The organism is Woeseia sp. D3-10 (assembly GCF_055809415.1).
The window spans coordinates 2,055,443-2,079,294 of record NZ_JBVVTW010000007.1 but is presented as its reverse complement, the minus strand read 5'-3'; the positions used below and the strand labels follow the sequence as shown (position 1 = coordinate 2,079,294).

Below are 23,852 nucleotides of genomic sequence, written 5' to 3'. Positions count from 1 at the left end.
CTTTATTACCCGGAAACGATGTTTTTCTCGCCGGGGCGTAGAAACCTTATCGGAATACGTGGAAAATCCAAGTTTTACGAGCCCTTGCGACCCTTCTATGAGCAACCACCTACACGCTGGATTTCCATCTGCACGCCTGCGCCGCGCCCGCAAGAGTCCGGCGCTCCGCCGCCTGGTGGCGGAGACTACACTGAGTTCAGCCGATCTCGTATACCCGATGTTCGTGTTACCCGGCGAAGGTCGCCGCGAGGTTGTTGCTTCGATGCCCGGCATCGAGAGGCTCAGCATTGACGGCATTCTGGCGAAAGCCGCGGAGGCTGAAGCTCTGGGTATTCCGTCGCTGGCTATTTTTCCCGTCATTGAGCCGGAACAAAAATCCTTGCGCGGCGAGGAATCAGCCAACCCGGAAGGCCTGGTTCCGACTACCGTTCGCGCGTTAAAGGCCGCGCATCCCGCTCTGGCAATTATCACTGACGTCGCACTCGACCCGTACACAACCCACGGGCAGGACGGCATTATTGATGACAATGGCTACGTGCTGAATGATGAAACCGTTGAAACACTCGCACGCCAGGCCGTAACCCATGCCGACGCCGGCGCGGACATTGTTGCCCCATCGGACATGATGGACGGTCGCGTCGGTGCCATACGCGACGCTCTGGAAGCCGCCGGGCACCCGAATACCGCGATCCTCGCCTATGCGGCCAAGTACGCATCGTGTTTCTACGGACCGTTCCGGGATGCCGTCGGCTCTGCCGCCAACCTGGGTGCGAGTGACAAGCATAACTACCAGATGGCCTCGTCGAACTCTGACGAAGCACTGCGCGAAGTCGCTCTTGATCTGGACGAAGGTGCCGATTTCATCATGGTAAAACCCGCACTGCCTTATCTCGATATCGTGCGTCGGGTACACGACACGTTTTCGGTACCGACGTTCGCCTATCAGGTAAGCGGTGAATACGCGATGATTCGTGCCGCCGCCGCGAACGGTTGGCTCGATGAGAAAAGCGCGGTGCTGGAAGCACTGCTGTCGATCCGGCGTGCCGGTGCCTGCGCCATACTGAGTTACTTTGCACTCGATGCCGCACGCTGGTTGAACGAAGACGAGACCACCAGGAGAACCCTCTAGGTTCGCTGCATAAGTATGGTCGACAGAACGACATACAGGGAGATTGCAATGAGTGTGAACAGAGTCTCGGCGGCAACAGGACTGGCTCAATGAGCGCACCGGATCGCTACGGCGTAATGGGCTACCCGGTCTCGCACAGCCGCTCGCCCGTTATTCACCGCCTGTTCGCGTTGCAGTCCGGCCAGCACATGCAGTACGAACTGCTGCAGGTAACACCCGAGAAACTGGAACCCGCCGTGCAACAGTTTCAGCGTACCGGTGGCCGCGGATTGAACATCACGGTGCCGCACAAAAGCGAAGTTGCCCGGCTGGCCGATGAGCTGAGCGACCGCGCTCGTATTGCCGGAGCAGTCAATACACTGATCCTTCAGGACGACACCATATTCGGTGATAACACCGACGGCATCGGGCTGGTTCGCGACCTCACAATAAATCTGCAGCTCAAATTGCGCGGTGCACGCATCCTGATTCTGGGCGCAGGCGGTGCGACCCGAGGCATCGCCGGACCCTTGCTGGAGCTGGAGCCCGGCTCGTTGGTTATCGCCAACCGCACACTGGCGAAAGCCGAAGCGCTTGCGACCCACTTCGCCAGTCACGGCGCAGTCAGTGCATGCCGTTTTAATGACCTGCCCGACAATGAACCCTACGATCTCGTTCTGAATGCGACCTCGGCCGGGTTCAAAGGTGAGAACCCGCCCTATCCGGAGTCTGCCGTTGGCAGTGAAACGCTTTGCTACGACCTGTCCTATGGCCTCACGGCTACCCCGTTCAGCCAGTGGGCCAACGCACAAGGTGCCGCGAGATCGCTTATGGGCTGGGGCATGCTCGTTGAACAGGCGGCAGAATCATTTCAGCTCTGGCGCGGAGTCCGGCCGGATACGATCACTGTTCTGAAGCAAATGACCATCAACGCATCGTAACGAGCTCTTCCGCACTGGTCGGGTGGATCGCGATCGTATCGTCAAACTGTTGCTTGGTTGCACCCATACGAATGGCCACCGCGAAGCCTTGCAGTATCTCATCCGAACCATCGCCGATGATGTGACAACCGACGACCCGTTCATCGCTGCCGGCCGTAACCAGCTTCATTGTTGCAGGCACCTTCGTTTCACTCAGTGCGTACTGCATGGGATTGAAGCGTGACTGGTACACCTTCACGTCGTCGCCATACTCTGCGCGTGCTTCCTGTTCGCTGAGGCCGACCGTGCCAATGGGTGGATGAGTGAAGACGACCGTTGGTATACAGCGGTACTCCAGGTGTCTACCTGTCATGCCGCCGTACAATCGATCGGCAAGCCGGCGACCCGCGGCGATGGCGACCGGTGTCAGTGCAGCGCGTCCGGTGACATCACCCAGCGCAAAGATATGCGGAACATTGCTCGCCTGGAAATCGTCGACAGGGATAAAGCCGTCATCATCCGTTGCCACACCCGCGGCCTGCAGATTCAGTGCTTCAACATTGGGAGATCGACCAATAGCCCACAACACGGTATCGACGGGTCCCGCGGTTCGCCCGTCAGCTGCGGTGACGACCAGTCCGGAGTCAGTTTGCGCGACCGAAACGGGTACGAAGCCGGTTTCAAAAACCACGCCGTCGGCCTCCATCGCCGCACGTGCTTCGCTGCCGAGCATCGGGTCAAAACCGCGCAGGATCGCGTCTTTGCGCAATAGCACCTGAGTCCTGGCACCGAGTCCATTCAGGACACCGGCCAACTCAACGGAGATATAGCCACTACCGACTACGGCAACCCGGTCAGGACGTTGGTCCAGATCGAAGAAACCATCGGAGGTAATGCCGAGTTCAGCGCCGGGGATAGCGGGCACACTCGGGTATCCGCCAGTCGCAATGACAATGCGCTCTGCCGTAAAGACTTCGCCATCGATCGCAACACTATGATCGTCGACAAAACTTGCGGTACCGCGCAACAGGGTCACTTCGCGGCGCCCAAGGTTGCTCTCGTAAATGCCGTTCAGGCGTTTGATATAGGCATCGCGCCGTGTTTTCAGCGTCGACCAGTCGTGCCCTTTCAGTTCGATATCGAAGCCGAAATCAGCCGCTTGTTCAATTTGGTGATGATGGTGCGCGGCGTACCACATAACCTTCTTGGGTACACAGCCGACATTGACGCAAGTACCGCCCAAGGGTCCATTTTCAACGACGGCGGCACGAGCGCCGTATTCTGCCGCACGTTGCGCGTGCGCCAAACCGCCGCTGCCGCCACCGATCACGACCAGGTCAAATTGCTTTGTCACGAAAACTCCTGTTGCAAGTGGTTTGCAGATGCCACAGATGGCTGTGATAACATCGCCTGAGCTGAAAAATGAATATAAGAAATGATGCTTAATCCATTGCTTGATACTGAAGGCTTGCCGCGATTTCAAGATTTACAGCCTGAGCACGCCCTGCCTGCGCTTCGCGAGCTTATCAGCGCACATCGACAAAAGCTTGCCGCACTCCTTGCCGCCGATACGCCGCTGGACTTTGATTCTTTGATCAAGCCGCTGGAGGAAATGCAGCACGAACTGCGTTCCGCGTTTTCGCCGGTCACCCATTTGCAGAGCGTGCTGGAAGATCCGGGCTGGCGCGACGCGTACAACGCGGCACTCCCGTTACTCACCGAACATGATGCCGAAATCTCCCAGAACAAGGCGTTGTTCGAAGCTTATCGTCAGGTTGCCGCAGCCCTGCCGCCCGATGCCAGCAACACCCAGCGCACGTTGATTCAACACGCATTGCGGGATTTCCGCCTGGGTGGGGTCGCTCTGGACGACGAGGCGAAAGCGGAATATCGCGACATTCGCCAGCAGCTGGCTTCCCTGCAAGCCGGCTTTGAGCAGAACGTTCAGGACTCGACCGACAACTGGCATCTTTACATCGAAGACGAGAAACGGCTGACCGGCCTGCCAGCATCGGTAATTGCGCGGGCTCGCAAGGCCGCGGCCGATCTCGGCAAATCCGGCTTTCGCATGTCACTCGACTTTCCAACCTGGCAGGCGGTGGCCACTCACGCGGCAGACCGCGAACTCCGTGCAACCTTTTACGAGGCATGGTCCACCCGCGCGTCCGAGCAGGCAAAAGATCCGCAATGGGACAACAGCGACAACATCAATCGCATCCTCGCACTGCGACACCGCTTGGCGGAGCTCGTGGGCTTCAATAATTTTGGTCAGTTTTCTCTGGCGACGAAAATGGCGGGCGATACCAGCGAAGTCATTGGTTTTCTGCGCGAGCTGGCGAAGAAGACCCGGCCTGCAGCAGAGCGCGAAATCGAGGAACTGGAAGCACTGGCTGGAAGAACCGTCGAGGCCTGGGACGTCAGCTATTGGCTGGAAAAGCTCAAGCAGGAAAAATTTGCCCTGTCCAACGAATTGCTGCGCGAGTATTTCCCGGTAAACCGCGTCAAAGACGGACTATTTTCCCTCGCAACCCGGCTCTACGGTGTTTCGCTGAATCGAAATGACAATGTGCAGACCTGGCATCCCTCGGTTAGCTACTACGAAGTGCAGGACGACAGCGGCGACATCATCGGTGGCTTCTACACCGACCTGTTCGCGCGCGCAGGCAAGCGCAACGGTGCGTGGATCGACGAATGCATAGTGCGCAAGAATCTCGCCGGCGAAAATGTCCGGCCTATTGGCTATCTGGTCTGTAATTTCTCACCACCGAATGACGGTGGCGTCTCCTTACTCACACACACCGACGTCGTGACGCTGTTCCATGAGTTTGGGCACATGCTGCATCACTTGCTGACCCGGGTGGATTACCCGGCGCTAGCGGGGATTAACGGCGTGCCGTGGGACGCGGTGGAATTGCCCAGCCAGTTCATGGAGAACTTCGCCTGGCATAAAGACGTGCTGACCAGCGCATCCGGGCACTATCAAACCGGCAAGCCACTGCCGGACGAAATGTTCAACCGATTGCTCAAGAGCCGCCATTGCGGCGCCGCGCTGGCGATGTTGCGGCAAATAGAATTCGCCTTGTTTGATTTTCGCCTGCACACCGAATTCAACCCGGAGCAACTCACGGATCCACTGGACATGCTCGCGGAGGTTCGGGACGAGGTGGCATTGGTCCGGCACCCGGAGTTCAACCGGTTTCCGCAAAGCTTCTCGCATATATTCGCGGGTGGCTACGCCGCTGGCTACTACAGTTACAAGTGGGCGGAAGTACTCGCGGCTGACGCTTTCTCGGCATTCGAAGAATCCGGTGTTTTCGACGCTGGCACTGCCAGGCGGTTCCGCCAGGAAATTCTGGAAGTAGGCGGTAGCCGTGACTTCATGCAGGCATTCGTCGCTTTTCGCGGGCGCAAGCCGACACTTGAAGCGCTGTTGAAACAGAGCGGGATCGATATAGCCGCGTGAAGATTGCAACGTGGAACGTTAACTCGCTGAAAGTTCGACTGCCACAGGTCACGGAGTGGCTGCAAAGTGCGCAGCCCGACGTCCTGGTCTTGCAGGAAATCAAGCAGATATCCGACGCGTTCCCGACCGACGTGTTCGCAGAGCTGGGCTACCACGCCATAGCGAACGGCCAGAAAACCTACAACGGGGTCGCCAATATTGCCCGCGCCACCATGGACGACGTCATCACGGATATCCCGGGTTTGGATGATCCGCAGCGGCGGGTCATGGCAACCACCGTTAACGGTGTCCGTGTGGTCAATCTGTACGTCCCGAATGGCCAGAGTGTCGGCTCGGACAAGTACGCGTACAAACTGGGCTGGCTGGCGGCACTGCGCGACTGGCTGGCTGACGAACTGTCCCGACACGAGCAACTGGTCGTGCTTGGCGATTTCAATATAGCACCGGACGACCGGGATGTTCACGACCCGGAAAAATGGGGCGAAGGCATACTTTGCAGCCCAGCCGAACGCGCAGCGCTAGGCGAGTTAACCGCGCTGGGTCTGGTCGATGTGTTCCGGCAGTTCGAACAGCCGGAAGCGACCTTCAGCTGGTGGGACTACCGCGCGGCTGGCTTTCGCCGCAATGCAGGTCTGCGCATCGACCTGATATTGGCCAGCAAATCCCTGGCGCAGCACTGTGACGCCAGTTATGTGGATAAGGAACCACGAAGCTGGGAGCGGCCATCAGACCATACCCCGGTAATTGCCGAATTTTGCGTGTGACAGATTCCCTGCCGATGTGACATATTGCGGCAATATGACCATCATCGAGTACCTCTCCCGATGTATCATTGCTCCCCGGACTGATGAGCAGCCAGCCGGCGTGCGCAGTTCCCAGTCAGGAGTAGACGGTCGTGAGTAATGCAACAGCGTTAAAGCTGCGGCCAGACAACGATAAGAACAAGAGCAGAATCTTGTCGCAGGATCGACGCAACGATTACGACGTCACCAACACTGTGCAGGTGAGCAACCCGCACGCCGTGCGCAACGCCGTTCGTACATTATTCTCCACCGCCTATCCGGGTGCGCCGTTCGACAAACTCTGGCTGGCTTTCTACGATTTCGAACGCCTGTTCTCCGGGCAGTTTCCCGGCTACATGGGTTGCGACACCACTTACCACGATATGCAGCACACGCTGGATATGACACTCGCGCTTGCCCGCCTGGTCGCCGGCTACGAACAAAGCGCTGATGAAGCCGACCGCCTCGGCGCAGACCGTGCGCAGATGGCCATCATTACGTCGCTGTTTCATGACTCCGGTTACATACGCCATGCGGACCGTGACAAGGAATTTCATAACGGCGCCCAGCTTACCCAGCAACACGTATCACGCAGCGCTGACTTTCTGCGCCGCTACCTGCCCGAGCTAGGGCTGGCGCGGGACGTGGCAGTAGCCAGCATGATCGTCCATTTCACGGGTTACGAGCTGGACATCGACAAGATTGAACTCGAAGACCCGCGCGACTCTATCTGCGGGCATCTGCTAGGCACGGCCGACCTCATTGCACAAATGGCGGACCGCTGTTACCTCGAGAAATGCCGTGACAGCCTGTACAAGGAATTCGTGCTGGGCGGCATTGCTGTCGAACACTCGCAACCCGGCCACTTTTCGGTGCGCTACGAATCCGGGCTGGATCTGCTCAAAAAAACACCGGATTTTTATCAGCACGTACTGAAGACGCGATTGCAGTCGAAGTTCAACCGGGCATACCGCTACATCGAAGTCTTGTTCAGTGGCCAGAACCCGTACGTCGAAGCTATCCGCATCAACATGGAGCACCTCGTACGCGTGCTCAAGACGGGCGACTGGCTATTGTTGCGACGTACACCGCATGCCTATGTGGCCGACAGTGATGCGCCGCGACAGATGCAGGAACTGGTTGATCTGCAACTGGCTCGCGTGCCGAGCCAGCACGACGTCAACAAAGACTACCAGACCGCCTGACGCGCTCAGCGCGCGGCAAGCGCGGCACGGATAAAGTCGAACCGGTCATTGCCGAAGTACATCTCACCGTTCACAAATATGGTTGGCGCACCGAATGCACCGCGGGATATCGCCTCTTCGGTATTCGCCTGAAGCTCGGCTTTAATCGCATCGTCGGCACACCGTTGCAGACAGCGGTCCGCGTCCAGCCCGGCGGCAATCGCCAGATCCTTTAGCACCGCATCGTCGCTCAAATCGCGACCGTGCACCCAGATCGCATCGAACATGGGCTGGTGCAATGCCTCGAACCGCCCTTCGCGCTTCGCTACCAGCGCCAGCCGTAATGCTTTGAGTGTGTTCTGCGGAAACAGCGGGTTCATGCGGAACGGTAGCTGGTAATGGTCGGCCCAGCGCTGCAGGTCCTGCAGCAGGTATTTTGCGCGCGCCTTCACCAGCATGGGCGGAGCATTGCCGGTCGCCTTAAGGACCCCGCCAAGTAGCATCGGTCGGTACTCGAGCTCGTCTGCGCCCAGCGTCGCCAACTGACTGTTCGCGAGGTAGGAATAACTACTGACGTAGTCGAAAAAAAACTCCAGGCGTTTCGTCATTTGCTTGCCTCGGTAGCGATGATTCGCAAAGCTGGCGTCGGGCACCAGCAATCAGTTGGCAGGGGCGCTCATCGGCACAAACGCCGGCCTGGCGCGAATACGTTCGAACCATGCGTTTATCGCGGCATAGGTGCTGAGATCAAAACCGCCTTCACCGGCCACGTGGGTGTACGCGAACAGTGCAATATCAGCGAGCGAGAAATCGTTTCCAGCAATGAAGTCTCGGATGCTGAGCTGTTGCTCGAGAATGTTAAGCGCGCGGTACCCGCCTTGCTGCTTCTCTTCCAGCGCCTGGCGCCGTTCCAGCGGATTGCCGAGATACTTGACGATGAACCGTGCAGTGCCGATGTACGGCTCGTGACTGTATTGCTCAAAGAACATCCAGCTCAGGACGTCGGCGCGGTTCCGCCTGTCGGTGCCGACCAGCGCGTTGCCGTCCGCGAGGTAGCTCATGATTGCGTTGGATTCCGGCAGACAATAGTCGTTGTCAACGACCAGCAATGGAATCTTGCCGTTCGGGTTCAGTCGCAGGAAGTCTTTGGTGTGCGTTTCGCCGGCGAGTATGTCGACTTCGCGCCATTCATAGTCGAGCCCAAGTTCAGCGCACAGCAGTTGCAGCTTGTAGCAATTACCAGAACGGGAATCGCCATAAATGCATAGGTTTTCGTGCATACCGCTACCCCTGGCTGTTTTGCCGCAGCCGCCGAAGCGCTACGGCTTCCGCGGTGCTCAATCGGCGGTTCGCATAGTACGCCGCCAGACAAGCGGCGAACAACATGTAGATAACACCGATAATGCCGAACTCACGGGTATAAAAAGTACCCACAGTGTGCGTCGATATTTCGCTGATCAATTCCAGCGCGCCGGTACCGAATTCCCGGCCGGTGAGAAACAGCGCCACCGCGAAACTGCCGACGGCAGCCGCTGCGACGGTGACTGCCGCCGCCGCCAGCGGGAACCGCCAGTCGACACCACGGCCAGCGCGTCGCATGCCGAGACCAATTATGATCCCTTGCAACATCGACACCCACGGAAAGTATTTATCAAATACGAGCGCGAGATAGACCCACAATGCCATCGCCAGCACCGCCATCAGCAAGGACATGAGAATTCCGCGCCGCAGGTTCTGCTGGGCCCGAATTTGTTCCGGTTCTGGCGGCCGCGTTGGCGGCTTGTCTTTGCGCAAATAGCGCACGAGCGTTAGAAACATCGATTTCGACCGTGCCCGCGCTAGCGGTACCGGCATTCAGTAACTGACAGGACGCCTTATGTTAGGGGAATTTTCCAGCAGACGCGATGCAGGTTGATGCGGGACAGAGCATCGGTCCGGACCACAGGCAAAAAGCCGACTCGTTGTTATTTCCTCGGGCGGGTTCGGATCACCGCACGGGATGCGTCAACCCGGCGGGTGTCTTTATATGTGGGTCGGTATGTATCGTATGGAAATCCGTGCTACGCGCCGTCGTTCACGCCGCAGGCAATTCGACGGGCGGGGTGAACGGCAGTCGTCGAATCTCATCCAGCACGTGGTTGCGAAATTCCTCAGACATGGCGCTATCGAACGATGGATTGGTGTACAGGAACGCCCCTGATAACAGCGACACGGCAACGCAACTGCGGCGTCGCGCTTCGTCACGACCCAGTTTCGCATTCGCATCGAGTATCGTGTCCTCCGCCAGTTCGCGGCATGCGGTGTAGAACCGGGCAAGCAACCCGGAAATTTGTTCGTCTCTCGTCGCCAGTACCCAATACTCGCGCATGAGAGTCAGGTGATTCTTCTTTTCGTCCAGTTCGAGAATGTATCTGGCACATGCCAACAACCGTTCGACGGGATCCTTGATAGCCGTTACGCGCGTAGCGTAGAAATCGACGAAGTCCTGTGACACCAGCCGGACGATAGCGCAATGCAGATCGAGTAGTGTTGGATAGTAATGCTGCAGATGACCGATACTGATTCCTGCAGCATCCGCCACCTTGCGCACCGAGAAGCCGGCCGCCCCGCGGTCGTACATCACGTCACGGGCGTGCGAGAGAATACGCGCCGCCAGTTCGTCACCGGCCAGCGTTCGGCGAGCAGTTCTGGCAGATGACGCGTGGTCCGATTTCATCGGCCGATGTCTCTGGAGAAGTCAGCGGCTGCCATCAGTCGTCCGGACCGCCGAACACCCGCCCTATCGACAAGCTCGCAAACCAGGCGTCGCGATCGTACAGGTCCAGTTCGCCACGCAAGTACCATGGCCGCGTACCGAAGTTCCAGTCGACGCCGCCGCCAAACGCGATCTGTACCGACGACTGCTTCTCGAACGGTATCGGCCCGCCCTCGGCGCTGTTGCTGATGAAGGACAAGCCGATTTTCGCAAACGGCTGCAGCGCGTGCTCCACGCGCCACTTGTAGCCGCCCATCAGGGAGGGCACACGGTAGGAAATAGCCGCATTGGGGTACGCGGCCGCAATGGCCGGGTTGCGGTTGGTCAGGTCGGCTTCGCCGATATCCGCGTACTTGAACTCAGCGAAAATATTCCGCGTGAGGTATTTGCCCACGCGCAATTCCCAGCCACCGGAATTGTTTTCGCTCGTGTCCGGTACGAAGTTCTGTGCTTCTTCATCGGGCGACAAATAAGAGATGCCAAGACCTACTCCGGCGTACCAGCACTCGCGCCGTTCTGCGCGCTCGTATTCCCGATCATTGCCGGATTCGGTATAGGCGGTATCAAACCACTCACACAAATCGTCGGCATGCGCATCCGTTGCGCTGAACAGCGGCAGCGTGCAGACAACCAGGATCGCCGGTAACACACCTCTCACTCGTCGTTGCATACGCAGCGCGAATGACAGTAGCAGGATCAACAGGAAGACCGTGCCGAAACTATCCCCACCGGAACCCGTCACAGCGGTCTCCAGTCTGCCGTTGTTCTCAAGATAGTCGGGAACACCGTTGTTATCGAAGTCACCATTACCCTCCAGCGCATCACTGATGCCGTCATTGTCGCTATCGGTATCCCGATAGTCCGGGTTGCCGTCACCGTCTGTATCACGCGGCGGAATCACGCCACCCGACTCGACACTGTCGGGAATACCGTCGTTGTCCGAGTCAGGATCCTGCGCATCCGGAATGCCATCACCGTCAGTGTCACCGCTACCCTCGACTTCATCGGGAATTCCGTCCTGATCGCTATCGGCGATCGTGCCGAAACCAACGACCTCGTCTATGACATCGGCTATGCCGTCACCATCGGCGTCGGCATTGTTGTCGATGACGCCGTCCACATTGGCATCCAGCGCGGCGTTGTCCGTGCCCGAGATATCGGTGACACCGTCGTTGTCACTGTCGGTCTCGCGGTAGTCGGGAATGCCGTCACTGTCGCTGTCCGTCGGTGCTACCAGCGTCCCCTGTCGATTGGCCGCATCGTCGATAAGCGCATCACCGTTGGCGTCCGTGCCGCCGGCTTCGACAACGTCAAAGATGCCGTCGTTGTCACTGTCGAGATCGCGGTAGTCCGGCACGCCGTCATTGTCCGTATCGCGCGGTCGAACGTTGTCGTCTATGCCATCGCCATTGGCGTCGGTACCCATCGTGAGGTCAACGTCGTAGCTATCGCTGATTCCATCGCCATCCGCATCGGTCAACGCCGCAGTACCAGACTCGATACTGTCAGGTATACCGTCGTTGTCACTGTCAGCATCCTGGCTGTCCGGCACACCGTCGCCATCGGTATCTCGCGGTTGGACGTCGTCATCGATACCGTCGCCGTTGCTGTCATTACCACCGGTCGAATCGACGTCGTAACCGTCATCAGATACCGTCATTGTCGGAATCCAGACCGGTCAGGTTGCCATCCTCCACGGCATCGGGAACACCGTCACCGTCGCTGTCCGCATCCTGATTGGCACCCAGACCGTCCGCATCGGCATCACTGTTACCCTCCGACGCATCCGGGGTACCGTCGTTGTCGGAATCCGTATCCAGGTAGTCCGGGGTCCCGTCGTTGTCCGTATCCAGCGGCATGCTCGGATCACTGCCAACTTCGTCGCTGTCCGGAATCCCGTCGTTGTCGGAGTCGGTATCCAGTGCATCCGGAATGCCGTCGCCATCGCTGTCTCCGGTTTCCTGACCATCCGGAATGCCGTCGCCATCCGAGTCGTTGCTGTTCGGATCGGTGCCATTGGCAATCTCGTCGCCATCACTCACGCCATCGTTGTCCGAATCGCAAGCAGCGACCGTGTTATCCGGGTCGCACGGATCGGTGTCCGCTGCTGCACTCTGCTCAACGGGCACGCTGGTGGTGGCTGTACCGAAATCGGCAGCGCCGTCATTGTCGCTGTCGGCGCAGGCCGCACTCGGGAAGTCCGGCGCACACGGATCGTTGGGTGCACTATCCAGACCGTCGGTCACGCCGTCGCCGTCCGAATCGACAAGATCGTCAGCGGCGTTATTCGGATCCGTGAAATCCACCAGCACCTCGGTGCCATCGTCGGCGCCACCGTCGTCGCTGTCCGAATCCAGCGGATTGCTGGGACCGGCCGCCGCTGACTCACCTGAACCGTCCTGCTCGTTACCGTCGCGCAGGCCGTCGTTGTCGCTGTCGGCATTGTTCGGATCGGTCTCGCCAGAGCCCGTGGTGCCATTGCCGCCGATGGTGTTCACCGTGGCGCCATCCGCGTTCGCATCCTCAACCCCGTCCTGCAAACCGTCGTTGTCACTGTCGGCATCGGTTGGGTCTGTCGTGCTCGACGGGTCACTGTCCTGCATATAAGAAGGCGACCCGGCGTCCGTGCCGGTAAAGGCAATGCCATTGCCGTCGCTGGTGCCGCCAGAAACCGGAGCGCTTACACCGATCTCAAGTCCGTCGGAAAGGCCGTCGCCATCGCTGTCGGCGAGTAGCGGGTTGGTTTCGTCGCCCGTGTTCGGCACACCGTCAGCACCGAGCCGTTCAGCACCGTCGCTGATGCCGTCATTGTCACTGTCAGCGCTTAACGGATTGCTGTCGGTAAAGTTGTAGGTCGCGTCATTGCCAACTTCATCGCCGTCGTCGATACCGTCATTGTCGGTATCTGCATCGGTCGGATCCGTGCCGAGCGCCGCTTCCTGTGCGTTGCTGAGCCCATCACCGTCCGGGTCAGCGGCCGCATCGTCCGCGCCGTTCGCTGTTGGGTCCGTGCCGTCGGCCAGGACTTCGGTGCCGTCTTCCGTACCGCCATCATCCGTGTCGGTGTCAAGAGGGTCGGTCGGGCCAACCACAGCCAGCGGGCCGGTGCCGTTCACTTCGTCACCGTCGCGCAGGCCGTCACCGTCCGTGTCCGCGAGGTTCGGGTCAGTCTCACCGCTGCCAGCCGTGCCGCTACCGCCCAGCGTGTTCACGGTCTGGCCATCGCGGTTCAGGTCTTCAGCGCCGTCCGATAATCCATCGTTGTCGGAGTCCGGATCGGCCGGATTCGTAGTCGTCGAGGGATCGGCATCGGCGACAAAGTTTGCCGGAACCCGTATCCGTGCCGTTGTAGGCAAGCCCATCACCGTCGCTGGTGCCGCCGGCTATACCGCTGGTACGGCCAGCTTCGGTGCCGTCAAGCAGTCCATCGCCGTCAGAATCGGCATTAAGCGGATCGGTTTCGTCGCCATTGTTCGGCACACCGTCCAGGCCGCGCAGTTCTTCGTAGTCGGACAGTCCGTCGTTGTCGCTGTCGGCGCTCAACGGGTCGGTATCGCCTGCGTCGAGGGACGTATCATGACCCAGCTCATCCGCATCATCGATACCGTCGTTGTCGGTATCGCTGTCGTTCGGGTCAGTCCCCAGCATCGCTTCCTGCGCATTGCTCAGTCCGTCGTTGTCCGGGTCAGCCGCCGCATCGTCGGCGCCATTGCCGAACGTCGGATTAGTGCCGTCAGCCAGCACTTCGGTACCGTCCTGGGTACCACCGTCGTCGGTGTCCGCATCCAGCGGGTCGGTTGCGCCATAGGCGAGCAACGGACCGCTGGCGTTGACCTCGTCGCCGTCGCTTAAGCCATCGCCATCGGTATCAACAAGGTTCGGATCGGTCTCGCCGGTACCCGAACTGGTGTCGTCACCAATCGTGTTGACCGTCTGGCCGTCCCGGTTGAAGTCTTCAATACCGTCGTCCAGGCCGTCATCGTCAGAATCGGCCAGGGTCGGATCGGTGGTCGAACCCGGGTCCGCGTCGCCGACAAACCCGGCCGCGGTGCCCGCATAAGGAATCCCGGCACTGTCGCTGTTACCGCCGTTGACGCCGTCCGTGGACACGCCCGCCTCAACAGCGTCACTGATCTGATCACCATCCGTATCGGCGTCCAGAGGATTTGTCGGGCTGTAGATTGCCAGCAAACCAGTGCCGTTGACTTCGTCGCCATCGGACAGGCCATCGTCATCGCTGTCGCCATCCAGAGGATCGGTCTCGCCAGCATCGAGCTGGCCATTGCTGCCAACCTCTTCGCCATCAGACAGACCGTCATTGTCGGTATCCGGATCATTCGGGTCAGTACCCAACGCGGCCTCGCGCGGATCGGTTACACCGTCGCCATCACTGTCCAGCGTGTCATCCAGGCCGTTGGTCGGATCAGTACCGTCCGTGTTTACCTCGGCACCGTCTTGTACACCGCCGTCGTCAGTGTCGGTATCCAGCGGATCGGTGGGACCGATCAATGCCAGTGGTCCCGTGCCGTTAACCTCATCGCCATCGCTGAGGTCGTCGCCGTCGGTATCCGGGTTGGAGGGGTTGGTTTCACCACTGCCGGCAGCACCACCGGTGCCACCGATCGTGTTCAATGTCTGACCGTCGCGGTTGGCGTCTTCGACACCATCGTCGAGGCCGTCATTGTCGGTGTCGGCAGCCAGCGGGTTCGTCGTGGTTGACGGATCGGCATCGCCAGTGAACGGTCCTGCTGTTCCACTCAGTGGGCCGGCGCCGTCGGGGTCAGCAACGCCACCGGTCACACCACGTTCAATACCGTCAGAGATGTTGTCGTTATCCGAATCGCTGTCTAGCGGATCGGTTTCGCCGGCATCGACCGTGCCATTGCCATTGCGATCTTCTGCACCATCAGCAAGGCCGTCGTCGTCAGTATCAGCATCCGTTGGGTCGGTATCACCTGCATCAAAGACACCATCTCCGCCGGTTTCAGTGCCGTCGTTAACTCCGTCACCGTCGGTATCGGGATTGGTCGGACTGGTGCCATTGGCCGCTTCGATCGGATCGAAGATGCCGTCACCGTCGCTGTCCGCTTCACAACCGGTACCCAGCGTGCTGGGTACGCAGGCATCCGCATCGTCGCTGTCGTTCTGGTCAACGGTACCGTCGCCGTCCGCGTCTGCACTGGATGACTCCAGGTAATCGAGCGTGCCATCACCGTCGGAGTCGGTTGCCGCTCCTTCAACACTGTCGGGCGTGCCGTCACCGTCCGTGTCTGTCGTACAACCCGTACCGAATTGCGAAGGAATACAGGCATCTGCCTCGTTCGGATCGTCCTGCGCGGCAAAGCCATCGCCATCCGCGTCTGTCGTAGAGGATTCCTGGTAGTCCGGCGTGCCGTCTCCGTCGGAATCAGTTGCCGCACCTTCGACGCTGTCGGGCGTTCCGTCGCCATCAGTATCAGTCGTGCAACCGGTACCAAACTGGGAAGGGTTGCAGGCATCAGCCTCGTCCGGATCATCCTGTGCCGCGAAGCCGTCGCCATCAGCATCCGTGCTGGATGACTCCTGATAGTCGGGCGTGCCATCTCCGTCAGTGTCAGTGGCCTGACCTTCGACGCTGTCCGACGTACCGTCACCGTCAGTGTCCGTTGTGCAGCCCGTACCGAACTGCGAAGGAATACAGGCATCAGCCTCATTCGGATCATCCTGCGCGGAGAATCCATCACCATCGGCATCCGTTGTGGACGACTCCTGGTAGTCAGGCGTGCCATCACCATCAGAATCGGTGGCTTCGCCTTCGACGCTGTCAGGCGTACCGTCACCGTCGGTGTCCGTTGTGCAACCCGTACCGAACTGGGAAGGCACGCAGGCGTTCGCTTCGTTCGGGTCGGTCTGCGCCGGGAAGCCATCACCATCCGCGTCGGTCAGCGACGATTCCTGATAGTCGGGCGTGCCGTCACCATCAGAATCGGTGGCTGCGCCTTCGACGCTATCAGGCGTACCGTCGCCGTCGGTGTCCGTTGTGCAGCCCGTACCGAATTGCGAAGGCACGCAGGCATCCGCTTCGTTCGAATCGGCCTGCGCGGAGAATCCGTCGCCATCGGCATCCGTCGAAGACGACTCGAGATAATCCGGTCGACCGTCACTATCGGCGTCGTCATCGGCAAGGTTGCCATTGCTGTTGCCGTCTTCATCAATCGTGTTGGTGCCATCACCATCGTCATCAGCATCGCGCCAGTCAGGTGCACCGTCAGCATCGGTATCCTGCTGCGCGACATTGCTGCCGTTGGCATTGCCCGCCGCCGGCGCGACAACGGTATCGTAGTTGTCGTCAAGACCATCACCGTCAGTGTCATCCCCCGCTGCTGTGCGATCAGCAACACCGTTCGAGTCGGCGTCGTGTGCTTCAAGCGCGTCGGGAATGCTGTCGTTGTCCGAATCCGTATCTAGGTAGTCGGGCAAATCCGCCATGTCACTGTTCTGGATCACGATAGCGGTGCCACCGTTACTCGTGTCGTACTCGTCGTCGAGTCCGTCCTGATCAGTGTCCGTGTATTGCGGTGCGCGGTAGGCAGCACCGCTGGCCTGTGCCTCGATATTGTCGGGCACGCCATCGCCGTCGGAATCTATGTCCTCGAAATTTGGCAGCCCGTCGCCGTCAGCATCACCGACTGCTTCGGCGCTGTCAGGAATGCCGTCGTTGTCATCATCGGCGTCCTCTTCGGCGAAGTAGCCGTCGTTATCAACGTCGGTACTGACGGTTGCCGTGTCGGTCGGTGTTACTGAATTGCCGACGGCATCAAGGTGATCGTTGTAGCTGACAGTAATGGTATCGCCTTCCTGCGCGACCATATCACCGTCGTTACTGTTACCTGCAGCAGTGCCGAAGGTGGTGGGCAAGTCAGCGGTGAATTCGCCTGTGTCCGGGCCCGTTTCAATCAACTCGACCTGTTCAAGTTCACCCGTGGCATTGTTAACGACGTAAACCGAGACACGTTCAACAGCGGTCGACCCCACATTCAGGTCCGCGTCATCGACCGTGATCGTCAATGTGTCGTTGCGTGCCAGGTAATCGGTGATTTCAACGGTACCGGTGGTGCCCAGCAACGGCGTATCGTCAGCCGTGATGGCTACGCTGGCGGTAGCATGGGTCGTAAGACCGTACACATAGGTATCGATGAAGCGGCCATTGCCGAAGCCGGTGCCGTTGACGTCGAAATCGCCCCATGAGTGTCGGCCCGCTGCCGTGCCTGAGCTGGCCCCGGCGGGCAGGTTGTTGGTGCCGCCCTCAGCGGCGCCAAGGATCGTAACGTCGTCCCAGTACACCTGGGTGTCTGTTGTATTGCCTTCGGTATCCGAGAGAAAGATGGTCAGACCCGGCTGGACATCTCCGCCATTGTCGCCACCGCTGGTCTCAACGTCGTTGGCAACGAAGTGGTATTCGCCCATACGTACGGCTATGCGTGCGTTATACGTGCCGTTGGCAAGAAATGCATTGTTGGCATTCCTGCCGTCCCATTCGACGCTGTTTGCGCCTACTACAGCCGGGCCAACCAGCAGTACGTCGTCTGCATTGCCGTATTCGCCGTTCCTGTCAGTGTCGATCGTGATTGCGTAGGTGCCCGCAACATCGGAGTCGAATTCGAAAAAACCTGTGTCCTGATTGCCATCAGCACCCTGGGGCGAAATACCGTAGTCCTCGTTCGCACTATCGATGAAGCGTGCGTTGCGAACTTCCGGCGGATCCGTCGGCAAGGACATTGCCCTCTCCGGCACGCCAAGATAAACGGGGTACTGATAGGTTGCGGAATTACCACCGCGTGGCGTCGAATAGCCAGAGTTAGGGGCATCCACACCTATAGCGTTGGCGATAACGTTGTAACCAAAACCGGCGAACCGGTTCAGATCGAGTTTCCAGATGTAGTTGGTATTCGGCCTGCCGCCAGGAACCAGAGCAAAGAAATCGGTGTCGGTCGCACTGTCGACAGTGAACGAGCCGGCATTCACATTCCAGCTATAGGCATGCAAACGGCCCGCCGCGATCCGCGGATCCGGGCTTTCCGCCAAGCTCGGCGTTATGGAAATGTCGAAACGTTCGAAATAGCTGGTGCTGAATTCAGTGCCGGTCAGATTCCGCAACAGGATGATGTACGTGCCCGGTGTTGGCGCGGTGTAACGAAACGGCACCTGGGGCCCGGCGATAGGCAGAGGCGCATCCATCGGGTCGTTACAATCAAGCGTACCGGATGTCTGACTGTCGGAGAAAACCAGGTTGACGGCCTCGTCGTATATCTCCACGCCGACGTCGTCGCTGTCCTGTGCCCCGCAAAGCGAAACGTTGATGACTTCGTTCGCGTTCAGGACATCTATAAATAATACGGCGGAGGTATCATCAATCGCGTAGGCATAGTCATTGGCGTTGGATGAATTGCCGGCCGCCTGATAATCGAGCAGGCGTTGACCGAACTCCAGTTGGACTGAACCTTCGGCCAGTGCGGCCTGCGGGGTAAGACACAGGGCGGTAAGGCCCAAAGCGAAAGCGCGCAGCGCGCGCGGGGCCGTACAGGTGGCGACGTGGGTTAGGACATCCATCATTGTGCTTCCTCAAGCTGGTTTTCTAGACAACGTCATGCTGTCGGGGTCAAACGATCGAGCGTTGCGGGTTACCGCTGCCAGGCACAATCAGTCCTGAATACAGTGGCCCTGCAGAACCGGCTTTGCTCCGTAGTAAAGCGGCCAGGCCCATCCATCGCAGTGCAGAGTCAGGCAAGTCTATGTACAGACAGTTGTTTTTTCCGCTACTGCAACAAAAATTGACGATTCGATCGTAGACGGCAGCAAGTATAGGTCGAACGACCTAGGTCAGGCTGCGAACGGGTTCACGGTTGGCCTGATCGGCCACCGACGGCCAAATCGGCCAGAACTCACGCCTTGAAGCGCCGGCAGGCTTGATTTGCCCGGCAGCGGCGGACAGACTGCGGCGGCCTGAAGGAGGCCCGTATGAAATCAATCATTCCCGTCCTGGCCTTGTTGCTCAGCGTTACGGCGCAGGCACAGGGCAACATCAATGCCGAGCGCCCGGGCTTCAGCTCGTCGCCACTCGCGCTCGACTACCAGCGCTGGCAAGTCGAAGTCGGCTACCAGTATCAACGCGTTAACAGTGCCGTGGACGCGCATACCTTACCGTTACTGTTGTTGCGCTACGGCGCCGGTGAACGCGCCGAAGTGCAGTTCAGCTGGGCGGGATTCAATGAAGTCGATACCGGGCCGGGAAGCTTCACCGGCACCGCCGACGCCAGTGTCGGCGTAAAATGGCAACTGACCGACGACGCGGCGACCACTCCGGTCGGTGTATTTGCGTCGCTGTCCGTACCCGTCGGCGACGATGAGTTCAGCAGCAATGAAGTCGATCCGACGCTCGGCCTGTTCTGGGCACACAACGGCCGTATCAACCTGTTTGGCACGGTGCTGCTCTCCGAGTTCGACGATGAATCCACTATCAGCAATGCTATTGGCATCAGCCTGCCGGTCAGCGAGCGATGCCGTGGCTGCGGTGCATACGTCGAGTACTTTGGTACCTACCCGGAGAACGGCGGGCCACAACATAATCTGAACGGTGGCATGACCTTTTTGCGCTCTGCGGATTTGCAGTTCGATGTGCATCTGGGTCTCGGACTCAATGACCGTGCGCCTGACAGTTTTGTCGGCCTGGGCGCCGCTTACCGCTTCTGAGCCAAAGCTTCGCTCGGGCCCGTAAGCCTCCACGCCAACGGTATACCGCTTATGCCGCCGAACGATCGCATCGTTCAGCGGTCGGAGTTACTGAAGCACAATAGCGGAGAAATGCGGCATGCGGCTTTCAACATTGATAGCGTTACTGCTCGTCGCGACGATGGCGGGGGCGAACGGAGTCGAAGTCGATTTCGAGACCAGCGATGGCGTGTTGGTTTACGGTGACGTCTATCTCGCGCCAGATAGGCAGAAGGACGCACCACTGATCCTGCTGTTTCATCAAGGTGGTGGCGATGCGCGTGGCGAGTACGGTCCGCTCGTCGATCAGCTGCTGGCTGAGGGCTATCACGCACTCGCCATCGACCAGCGCCGTGGCGGTGATCGTTTCGGCATGTTTAACCGCACCTCCGAACGTTTCGATGCGCAACGGCGCAGTTACGAAGACGTTTCCTATTGCGATGCGTATGCCGACCTGCAAGCCGCACTTCAATTTGCTGACAGCTACGGCTTCACCGGACCGCGCGTCGCGTGGGGCAGCAGCTATTCCGCCGCACTCGCGATTCGCCTTGCGGCTGAGAACACGGATGACATAGACGCCGTGCTCGCATTTTCACCCGCGGCCGGAGACGCAATGGAAGGTTGCCAGCCGGAGCAGTACAGCAACAACGTCACTCAGCCTATGCTGGCCCTGCGACCGATCAGTGAAATGCAGGCACCGAGCGTACCGTTGCAACTTGAATTGTTTCGGGAGCAAGGTCATCAAACCTATGTCGCCGATCCAGGGGTACACGGTTCGTCAATGCTCAACGAATCCCTTGTAGGTGCTCCGACCGACGAAACCTGGAAGGTTGTACTCGACTTCATTCGTGCATCACTGGGCGAACAAGAAACCTCATCTGGATCGTTACAAAAAGAACTGTCTCACTGACGTTTGCTCGGCGAATTAAGGCTTGCGAGCCAAGGTCGTCAATGTGATTATTTCGTCTTTGGCGCAACCCGGCCACTAATAGCATCCGCAGGTTTCCGGTCGCCATACGTCATGGAGTGTGCATCGTGGACCTGACCGGACACTGGGTAGGAATCACCGCCCTGGTCGTATTTGTTGTTGCTTACGCGTTCGTCATCACCGAAGAATTTACCCACCTAAGAAAATCAAAACCCGTCATGCTCGCCGCCGGCATTATTTGGGCCGTGATCGGCGTGTACTACGCGCAAACCGGGGAACACGAATTACTCGATGAAGCCGTACGCGAGTACCTGACGGAATTTGCGGAGCTGTTTCTGTTCCTCCTCGCGGCGATGACTTACGTCAACACGATGAGCGACCGGCTCGTGTTTGACGCGTTGCGCAGCAAATTGCTCTCGCGCGGCTTTAGTTACAAAGCGCTGTTCTGGATTACTGGTGTCCTCAGCTTTTTCCTGTCGGCACTCATCGACAACCTGACAACGGCACTGGTCATGTGCGCTGTGATCCTGGCGGTAGGCCGGGGCAATCCAAAGTTCATTGCGATTGGCTGCGTCAATATCGTGGTTGCCGCCAATGCTGGCGGCGCATTCAGTCCGTTCGGCGATATCACGACACTGATGGTCTGGCAGGCCGGGATCGTGCACTTCACCGAATTCTTCGCACTGTTTGTGCCATCCGTCGTGAACTACATCGTACCGGCAGTGTTTATGTCATTCGCCGTGCGCAACGACGTACAGAACGTCGAAAACGAAGTAGTCGTCATGCGACGGGGCGCGAAGCGGGTTATCGCACTGTTCGCATTGACCATCACGACCGCCGTTTGTTTTCACAACTTCCTGCACCTCCCGCCGTTCCTGGGCATGATTACCGGTCTCGCTTACCTCAAGTTGTTCGGCTACTACCTGCGAGTTACGCACGACAAATTCAACGCCAATGATCATGGCAATCATTCAGCCGGCGAAGTGGTGCCGTTTGACAGCTTTCGCGAGGTCGCGCGCGCGGAATGGGACACGTTGCTGTTCTTCTTCGGCGTGATCATGAGCGTTGGCGGCTTGTCGTTCATCGGCTACCTGGCGCACTTGTCCGGCTACATGTACCTGCAGCTCGGTCCAACCACAGCCAACGTGCTGGTGGGCATCATGTCTGCCATTGTCGATAACATTCCGGTGATGGTGGCCGTGCTGCACATGGAACCGGCCATGGGACTTGATCAGTGGTTGCTAGTCACCCTGACCGCTGGCGTTGGCGGCAGCATGTTATCGGTCGGCTCCGCGGCCGGTGTCGCGTTGATGGGGCAGGCACGCGGTCAGTACACGTTCTTCAGCCACCTGCGCTGGACGCCCTTTATCGCGCTGGGCTATGCGGCCAGTATTGCCACGCATCTGTGGTTGCAATAGACGGGCTGCTGCTCAGAGGTAAGGCGAGAACAATGCCGCGGCGGAATCGCGCAGGCGAACGGGCATGGAACGGTTAGCAAGCTCGTCGTAGCTAATTTGGCGGCCGGTCGCAATGACGCGGTGAAAATACGCGGCGAGCTCGGCATTGAGGTCTGTCGAAAAGACCTCGATGCCCAGTTCGAAATTCAATCGCAGGCTGCGTGAATCGAGATTGGCGGAGCCGATCAGTGTGTAGTCGTCGTCGATGCAGATCAGCTTGGTGTGGCAGAACGGCGGCTCCTGGTACCAAAGCTCGATATCCCAGCGCAGCAACTCCGCAAGAACGTTCTGATGCGCCCAGTGCACATAGAACAGGTTGTTCTTCTCCGGCAACACCAGCCTCACCCGCACGCCGCGGAGCGCCGCCGACTCCATGGCGCCCATCAGCTCACGACTGGGCAGGAAATAGGGCGTCATGATGTCAACTGAGTGTTCAGCTGCACTGATGACGGTCTGGATGGTTACGGCCAGCGCATCGAGCGCTTCGTTCGGGCCATCCGGAACAATTCTGCAGCGCATGTCACCTTTCGGCTTCTTCACCTGTTTCGGGACCTCATCCTCTTCGCCCCGGGTCGCGAAGCTCCAGTCGCCGAGAAACACGGCGGCAAGCTCACCCACCGTCTGGCCGCGAATGGAAAAATGCACGTCCGTTACATCGCGTTTCTGACTGTCAGTTTCGACATGGTCGTCGCTGATGTTCATGCCGCCGGCAAACGCGATAGTGTCATCGACAATCAGAATCTTGCGATGATTGCGCATGTTCAGGTAAATGCTAGGTGGAATGAGCCTCGGCGGCAGGAACCTGGCAGTTGCAATACCACGCTTTCGGAGTACCCGGGATGGCCGTGGCCAGGAGTACATCTCACCGAAACCGTCAACCAGGACCCGCACGTCGACCCCTCGCTCGACCGCCGCCTGTAGCGCATCGGCGAACTGCGTTCCGACCGCGTCCATTTTCAGAATGTAGGTCGCGAGATACACGCGTTCGCTGGCGCGCTCGATCGCTTCGAGCATTTGCGGATAGGCAACGTCACCGTTATACAACGGCATGACGGTATTGCCGTCCGTCAGCGTCTGGCCGGTTATGCGCCAACCGACACCGCTCTTCCCCGGCTCACCTTCTCCCGCATGAACAGCAGCCCTTTGGCCGACTTCGTAGCCCACATAGAACAAGCGACGCTTCAACCCCCGCGCACGCGAGCGAACACGATTGATGCCAAAAAGGAAGTACGCGATTGGGCCGCCGTAGGGCACGAATATACAGGCCATGATCCAGCCCATCGCAGCTCGCGGGTCGCGCTTGTACAGCAACGCGTGATAAACGCCGAGAGTGGCTGGCGTTATGTAGATCAATACGAGCAGTGCAGTCAGCATGATCGTCGCGGGCAATGAAAGAAATCACTATATAGCGTGTGCAACACAGATTCGATCAAAAACAGTCGCCGTCGACGCTCTGCAGGTGCTGTGTCAGAATGCCGCGATGCTGATTCCTGCCCACCAGATTGCCT

General features: G+C 58.9%; 17 protein-coding genes. 8 read left to right on the top strand and 9 right to left on the bottom strand.

The window, feature by feature from the left end; genetic code table 11:
• Positions 1–97: 97 nt before the first annotated feature.
• Together hemB and aroE are read left to right on the top strand one after the other, a co-directional pair.
• Entirely contained in the window at positions 98–1,129 is a 1,032-nt protein-coding gene (hemB, locus tag AC0L8N_RS09755; protein ID WP_473667451.1) for a porphobilinogen synthase, read from the top strand.
• An 89-nt stretch (positions 1,130–1,218) separates the two neighbouring features.
• Positions 1,219–2,049 (top strand): shikimate dehydrogenase, encoded by an 831-nt coding sequence (gene aroE, locus AC0L8N_RS09750; RefSeq protein WP_473667450.1) that lies wholly within the window; start codon positions 1,219–1,221, stop codon positions 2,047–2,049.
• Here aroE and gorA read toward each other — a convergent pair.
• Positions 2,036–3,382 (bottom strand): glutathione-disulfide reductase, encoded by a 1,347-nt coding sequence (gene gorA, locus AC0L8N_RS09745; RefSeq protein ID WP_473667449.1) that lies wholly within the window; start codon positions 3,380–3,382, stop codon positions 2,036–2,038. The two genes, aroE and gorA, sit on opposite strands and share 14 nt — an antisense overlap.
• 81 nt (positions 3,383–3,463) lie before the next feature.
• Between gorA and AC0L8N_RS09740 the strand changes: the two genes are divergently transcribed.
• The 3 genes from AC0L8N_RS09740 (at position 3,464) to AC0L8N_RS09730 (ending at position 7,478) form a co-directional block, all read left to right on the top strand.
• Positions 3,464–5,491: a M3 family metallopeptidase gene (locus AC0L8N_RS09740; RefSeq protein WP_473667448.1), complete on the top strand. Its 2,028-nt coding sequence runs from the start codon at positions 3,464–3,466 to the stop codon at positions 5,489–5,491.
• Complete coding sequence (gene xth, locus AC0L8N_RS09735) at positions 5,488–6,255, top strand: exodeoxyribonuclease III (RefSeq protein ID WP_473667447.1); 768 nt, start codon at positions 5,488–5,490, stop codon at positions 6,253–6,255. Before AC0L8N_RS09740 ends, xth begins: the two co-directional genes overlap by 4 nt.
• Before the next feature lie 131 nt (positions 6,256–6,386).
• Positions 6,387–7,478 carry a hypothetical protein gene (locus tag AC0L8N_RS09730; protein WP_473667446.1) on the top strand — a complete coding sequence of 364 codons (1,092 nt, stop codon included), beginning with the start codon at positions 6,387–6,389 and terminating at the stop codon, positions 7,476–7,478.
• A gap of 5 nt (positions 7,479–7,483) precedes the next feature.
• Here the strand turns inward: AC0L8N_RS09730 and AC0L8N_RS09725 are convergent, their stop codons facing one another.
• The 7 genes from AC0L8N_RS09725 to AC0L8N_RS09695 form a co-directional block, all read right to left on the bottom strand.
• A complete protein-coding gene (locus AC0L8N_RS09725) occupies positions 7,484–8,065 on the bottom strand; it encodes a DsbA family protein (protein ID WP_473667445.1) in 582 nt (193 codons plus the stop codon).
• Between the two features lie 51 nt (positions 8,066–8,116).
• Positions 8,117–8,737: a glutathione S-transferase family protein gene (locus tag AC0L8N_RS09720; RefSeq protein WP_473667444.1), complete on the bottom strand. Its 621-nt coding sequence runs from the start codon at positions 8,735–8,737 to the stop codon at positions 8,117–8,119.
• A 4-nt stretch (positions 8,738–8,741) separates the two neighbouring features.
• Entirely contained in the window at positions 8,742–9,275 is a 534-nt protein-coding gene (locus tag AC0L8N_RS09715) for a hypothetical protein (RefSeq protein WP_473667443.1), read from the bottom strand.
• 256 nt (positions 9,276–9,531) lie between these two features.
• Complete coding sequence (locus AC0L8N_RS09710; RefSeq protein WP_473667442.1) at positions 9,532–10,173, bottom strand: TetR/AcrR family transcriptional regulator; 642 nt, start codon at positions 10,171–10,173, stop codon at positions 9,532–9,534.
• A gap of 34 nt (positions 10,174–10,207) precedes the next feature.
• Positions 10,208–11,872, bottom strand: a complete 1,665-nt coding sequence (locus AC0L8N_RS09705) for a thrombospondin type 3 repeat-containing protein (protein ID WP_473667441.1) — start codon at positions 11,870–11,872, stop codon at positions 10,208–10,210.
• A complete protein-coding gene (locus tag AC0L8N_RS09700; protein ID WP_473667440.1) occupies positions 11,859–13,568 on the bottom strand; it encodes a hypothetical protein in 1,710 nt (569 codons plus the stop codon). Before AC0L8N_RS09700 ends, AC0L8N_RS09705 begins: the two co-directional genes overlap by 14 nt.
• Entirely contained in the window at positions 13,450–18,804 is a 5,355-nt protein-coding gene (locus AC0L8N_RS09695; protein ID WP_473667439.1) for a hypothetical protein, read from the bottom strand. Before AC0L8N_RS09695 ends, AC0L8N_RS09700 begins: the two co-directional genes overlap by 119 nt.
• 405 nt (positions 18,805–19,209) lie before the next feature.
• Between AC0L8N_RS09695 and AC0L8N_RS09690 the strand changes: the two genes are divergently transcribed.
• From AC0L8N_RS09690 to nhaD, 3 genes are all read left to right on the top strand, one after another.
• Positions 19,210–19,941, top strand: coding sequence for a transporter (locus AC0L8N_RS09690; protein WP_473667438.1), 732 nt, complete (start codon positions 19,210–19,212; stop codon positions 19,939–19,941).
• Between the two features lie 118 nt (positions 19,942–20,059).
• Positions 20,060–20,869: an alpha/beta hydrolase family protein gene (locus AC0L8N_RS09685; protein ID WP_473667437.1), complete on the top strand. Its 810-nt coding sequence runs from the start codon at positions 20,060–20,062 to the stop codon at positions 20,867–20,869.
• A gap of 125 nt (positions 20,870–20,994) precedes the next feature.
• Entirely contained in the window at positions 20,995–22,305 is a 1,311-nt protein-coding gene (nhaD, locus tag AC0L8N_RS09680) for a sodium:proton antiporter NhaD (RefSeq protein WP_473667436.1), read from the top strand.
• Between the two features lie 12 nt (positions 22,306–22,317).
• On the opposite strand, the gene AC0L8N_RS09675 is transcribed toward nhaD, so the two are convergent.
• Positions 22,318–23,718, bottom strand: coding sequence for a phospholipase D-like domain-containing protein (locus tag AC0L8N_RS09675; RefSeq protein WP_473667435.1), 1,401 nt, complete (start codon positions 23,716–23,718; stop codon positions 22,318–22,320).
• Between the last annotated feature and the right edge of the window lie 134 nt (positions 23,719–23,852).

Excerpts from the sequence above, each read along its gene's own strand:
- AC0L8N_RS09690 (WP_473667438.1), top strand. The coding sequence starts at position 19,210 with ATGAAATCAATCATTCCCGTCCTGGCCTTGTTGCTCAGCGTTACGGCG.
- hemB (WP_473667451.1), top strand. The coding sequence starts at position 98 with ATGAGCAACCACCTACACGCTGGATTTCCATCTGCACGCCTGCGCCGC.
- AC0L8N_RS09710 (WP_473667442.1), bottom strand. The coding sequence starts at position 10,173 with ATGAAATCGGACCACGCGTCATCTGCCAGAACTGCTCGCCGAACGCTG.
- aroE (WP_473667450.1), top strand. The coding sequence starts at position 1,219 with ATGAGCGCACCGGATCGCTACGGCGTAATGGGCTACCCGGTCTCGCAC.
- AC0L8N_RS09740 (WP_473667448.1), top strand. The coding sequence starts at position 3,464 with ATGATGCTTAATCCATTGCTTGATACTGAAGGCTTGCCGCGATTTCAA.
- AC0L8N_RS09705 (WP_473667441.1), bottom strand. The coding sequence starts at position 11,872 with ATGACGGTATCTGATGACGGTTACGACGTCGATTCGACCGGTGGTAAT.
- AC0L8N_RS09675 (WP_473667435.1), bottom strand. The coding sequence starts at position 23,718 with ATGCTGACTGCACTGCTCGTATTGATCTACATAACGCCAGCCACTCTC.
- AC0L8N_RS09720 (WP_473667444.1), bottom strand. The coding sequence starts at position 8,737 with ATGCACGAAAACCTATGCATTTATGGCGATTCCCGTTCTGGTAATTGC.
- AC0L8N_RS09715 (WP_473667443.1), bottom strand. The coding sequence starts at position 9,275 with ATGTTTCTAACGCTCGTGCGCTATTTGCGCAAAGACAAGCCGCCAACG.
- AC0L8N_RS09695 (WP_473667439.1), bottom strand. The coding sequence starts at position 18,804 with ATGATGGATGTCCTAACCCACGTCGCCACCTGTACGGCCCCGCGCGCG.
- AC0L8N_RS09725 (WP_473667445.1), bottom strand. The coding sequence starts at position 8,065 with ATGACGAAACGCCTGGAGTTTTTTTTCGACTACGTCAGTAGTTATTCC.
- AC0L8N_RS09685 (WP_473667437.1), top strand. The coding sequence starts at position 20,060 with ATGCGGCTTTCAACATTGATAGCGTTACTGCTCGTCGCGACGATGGCG.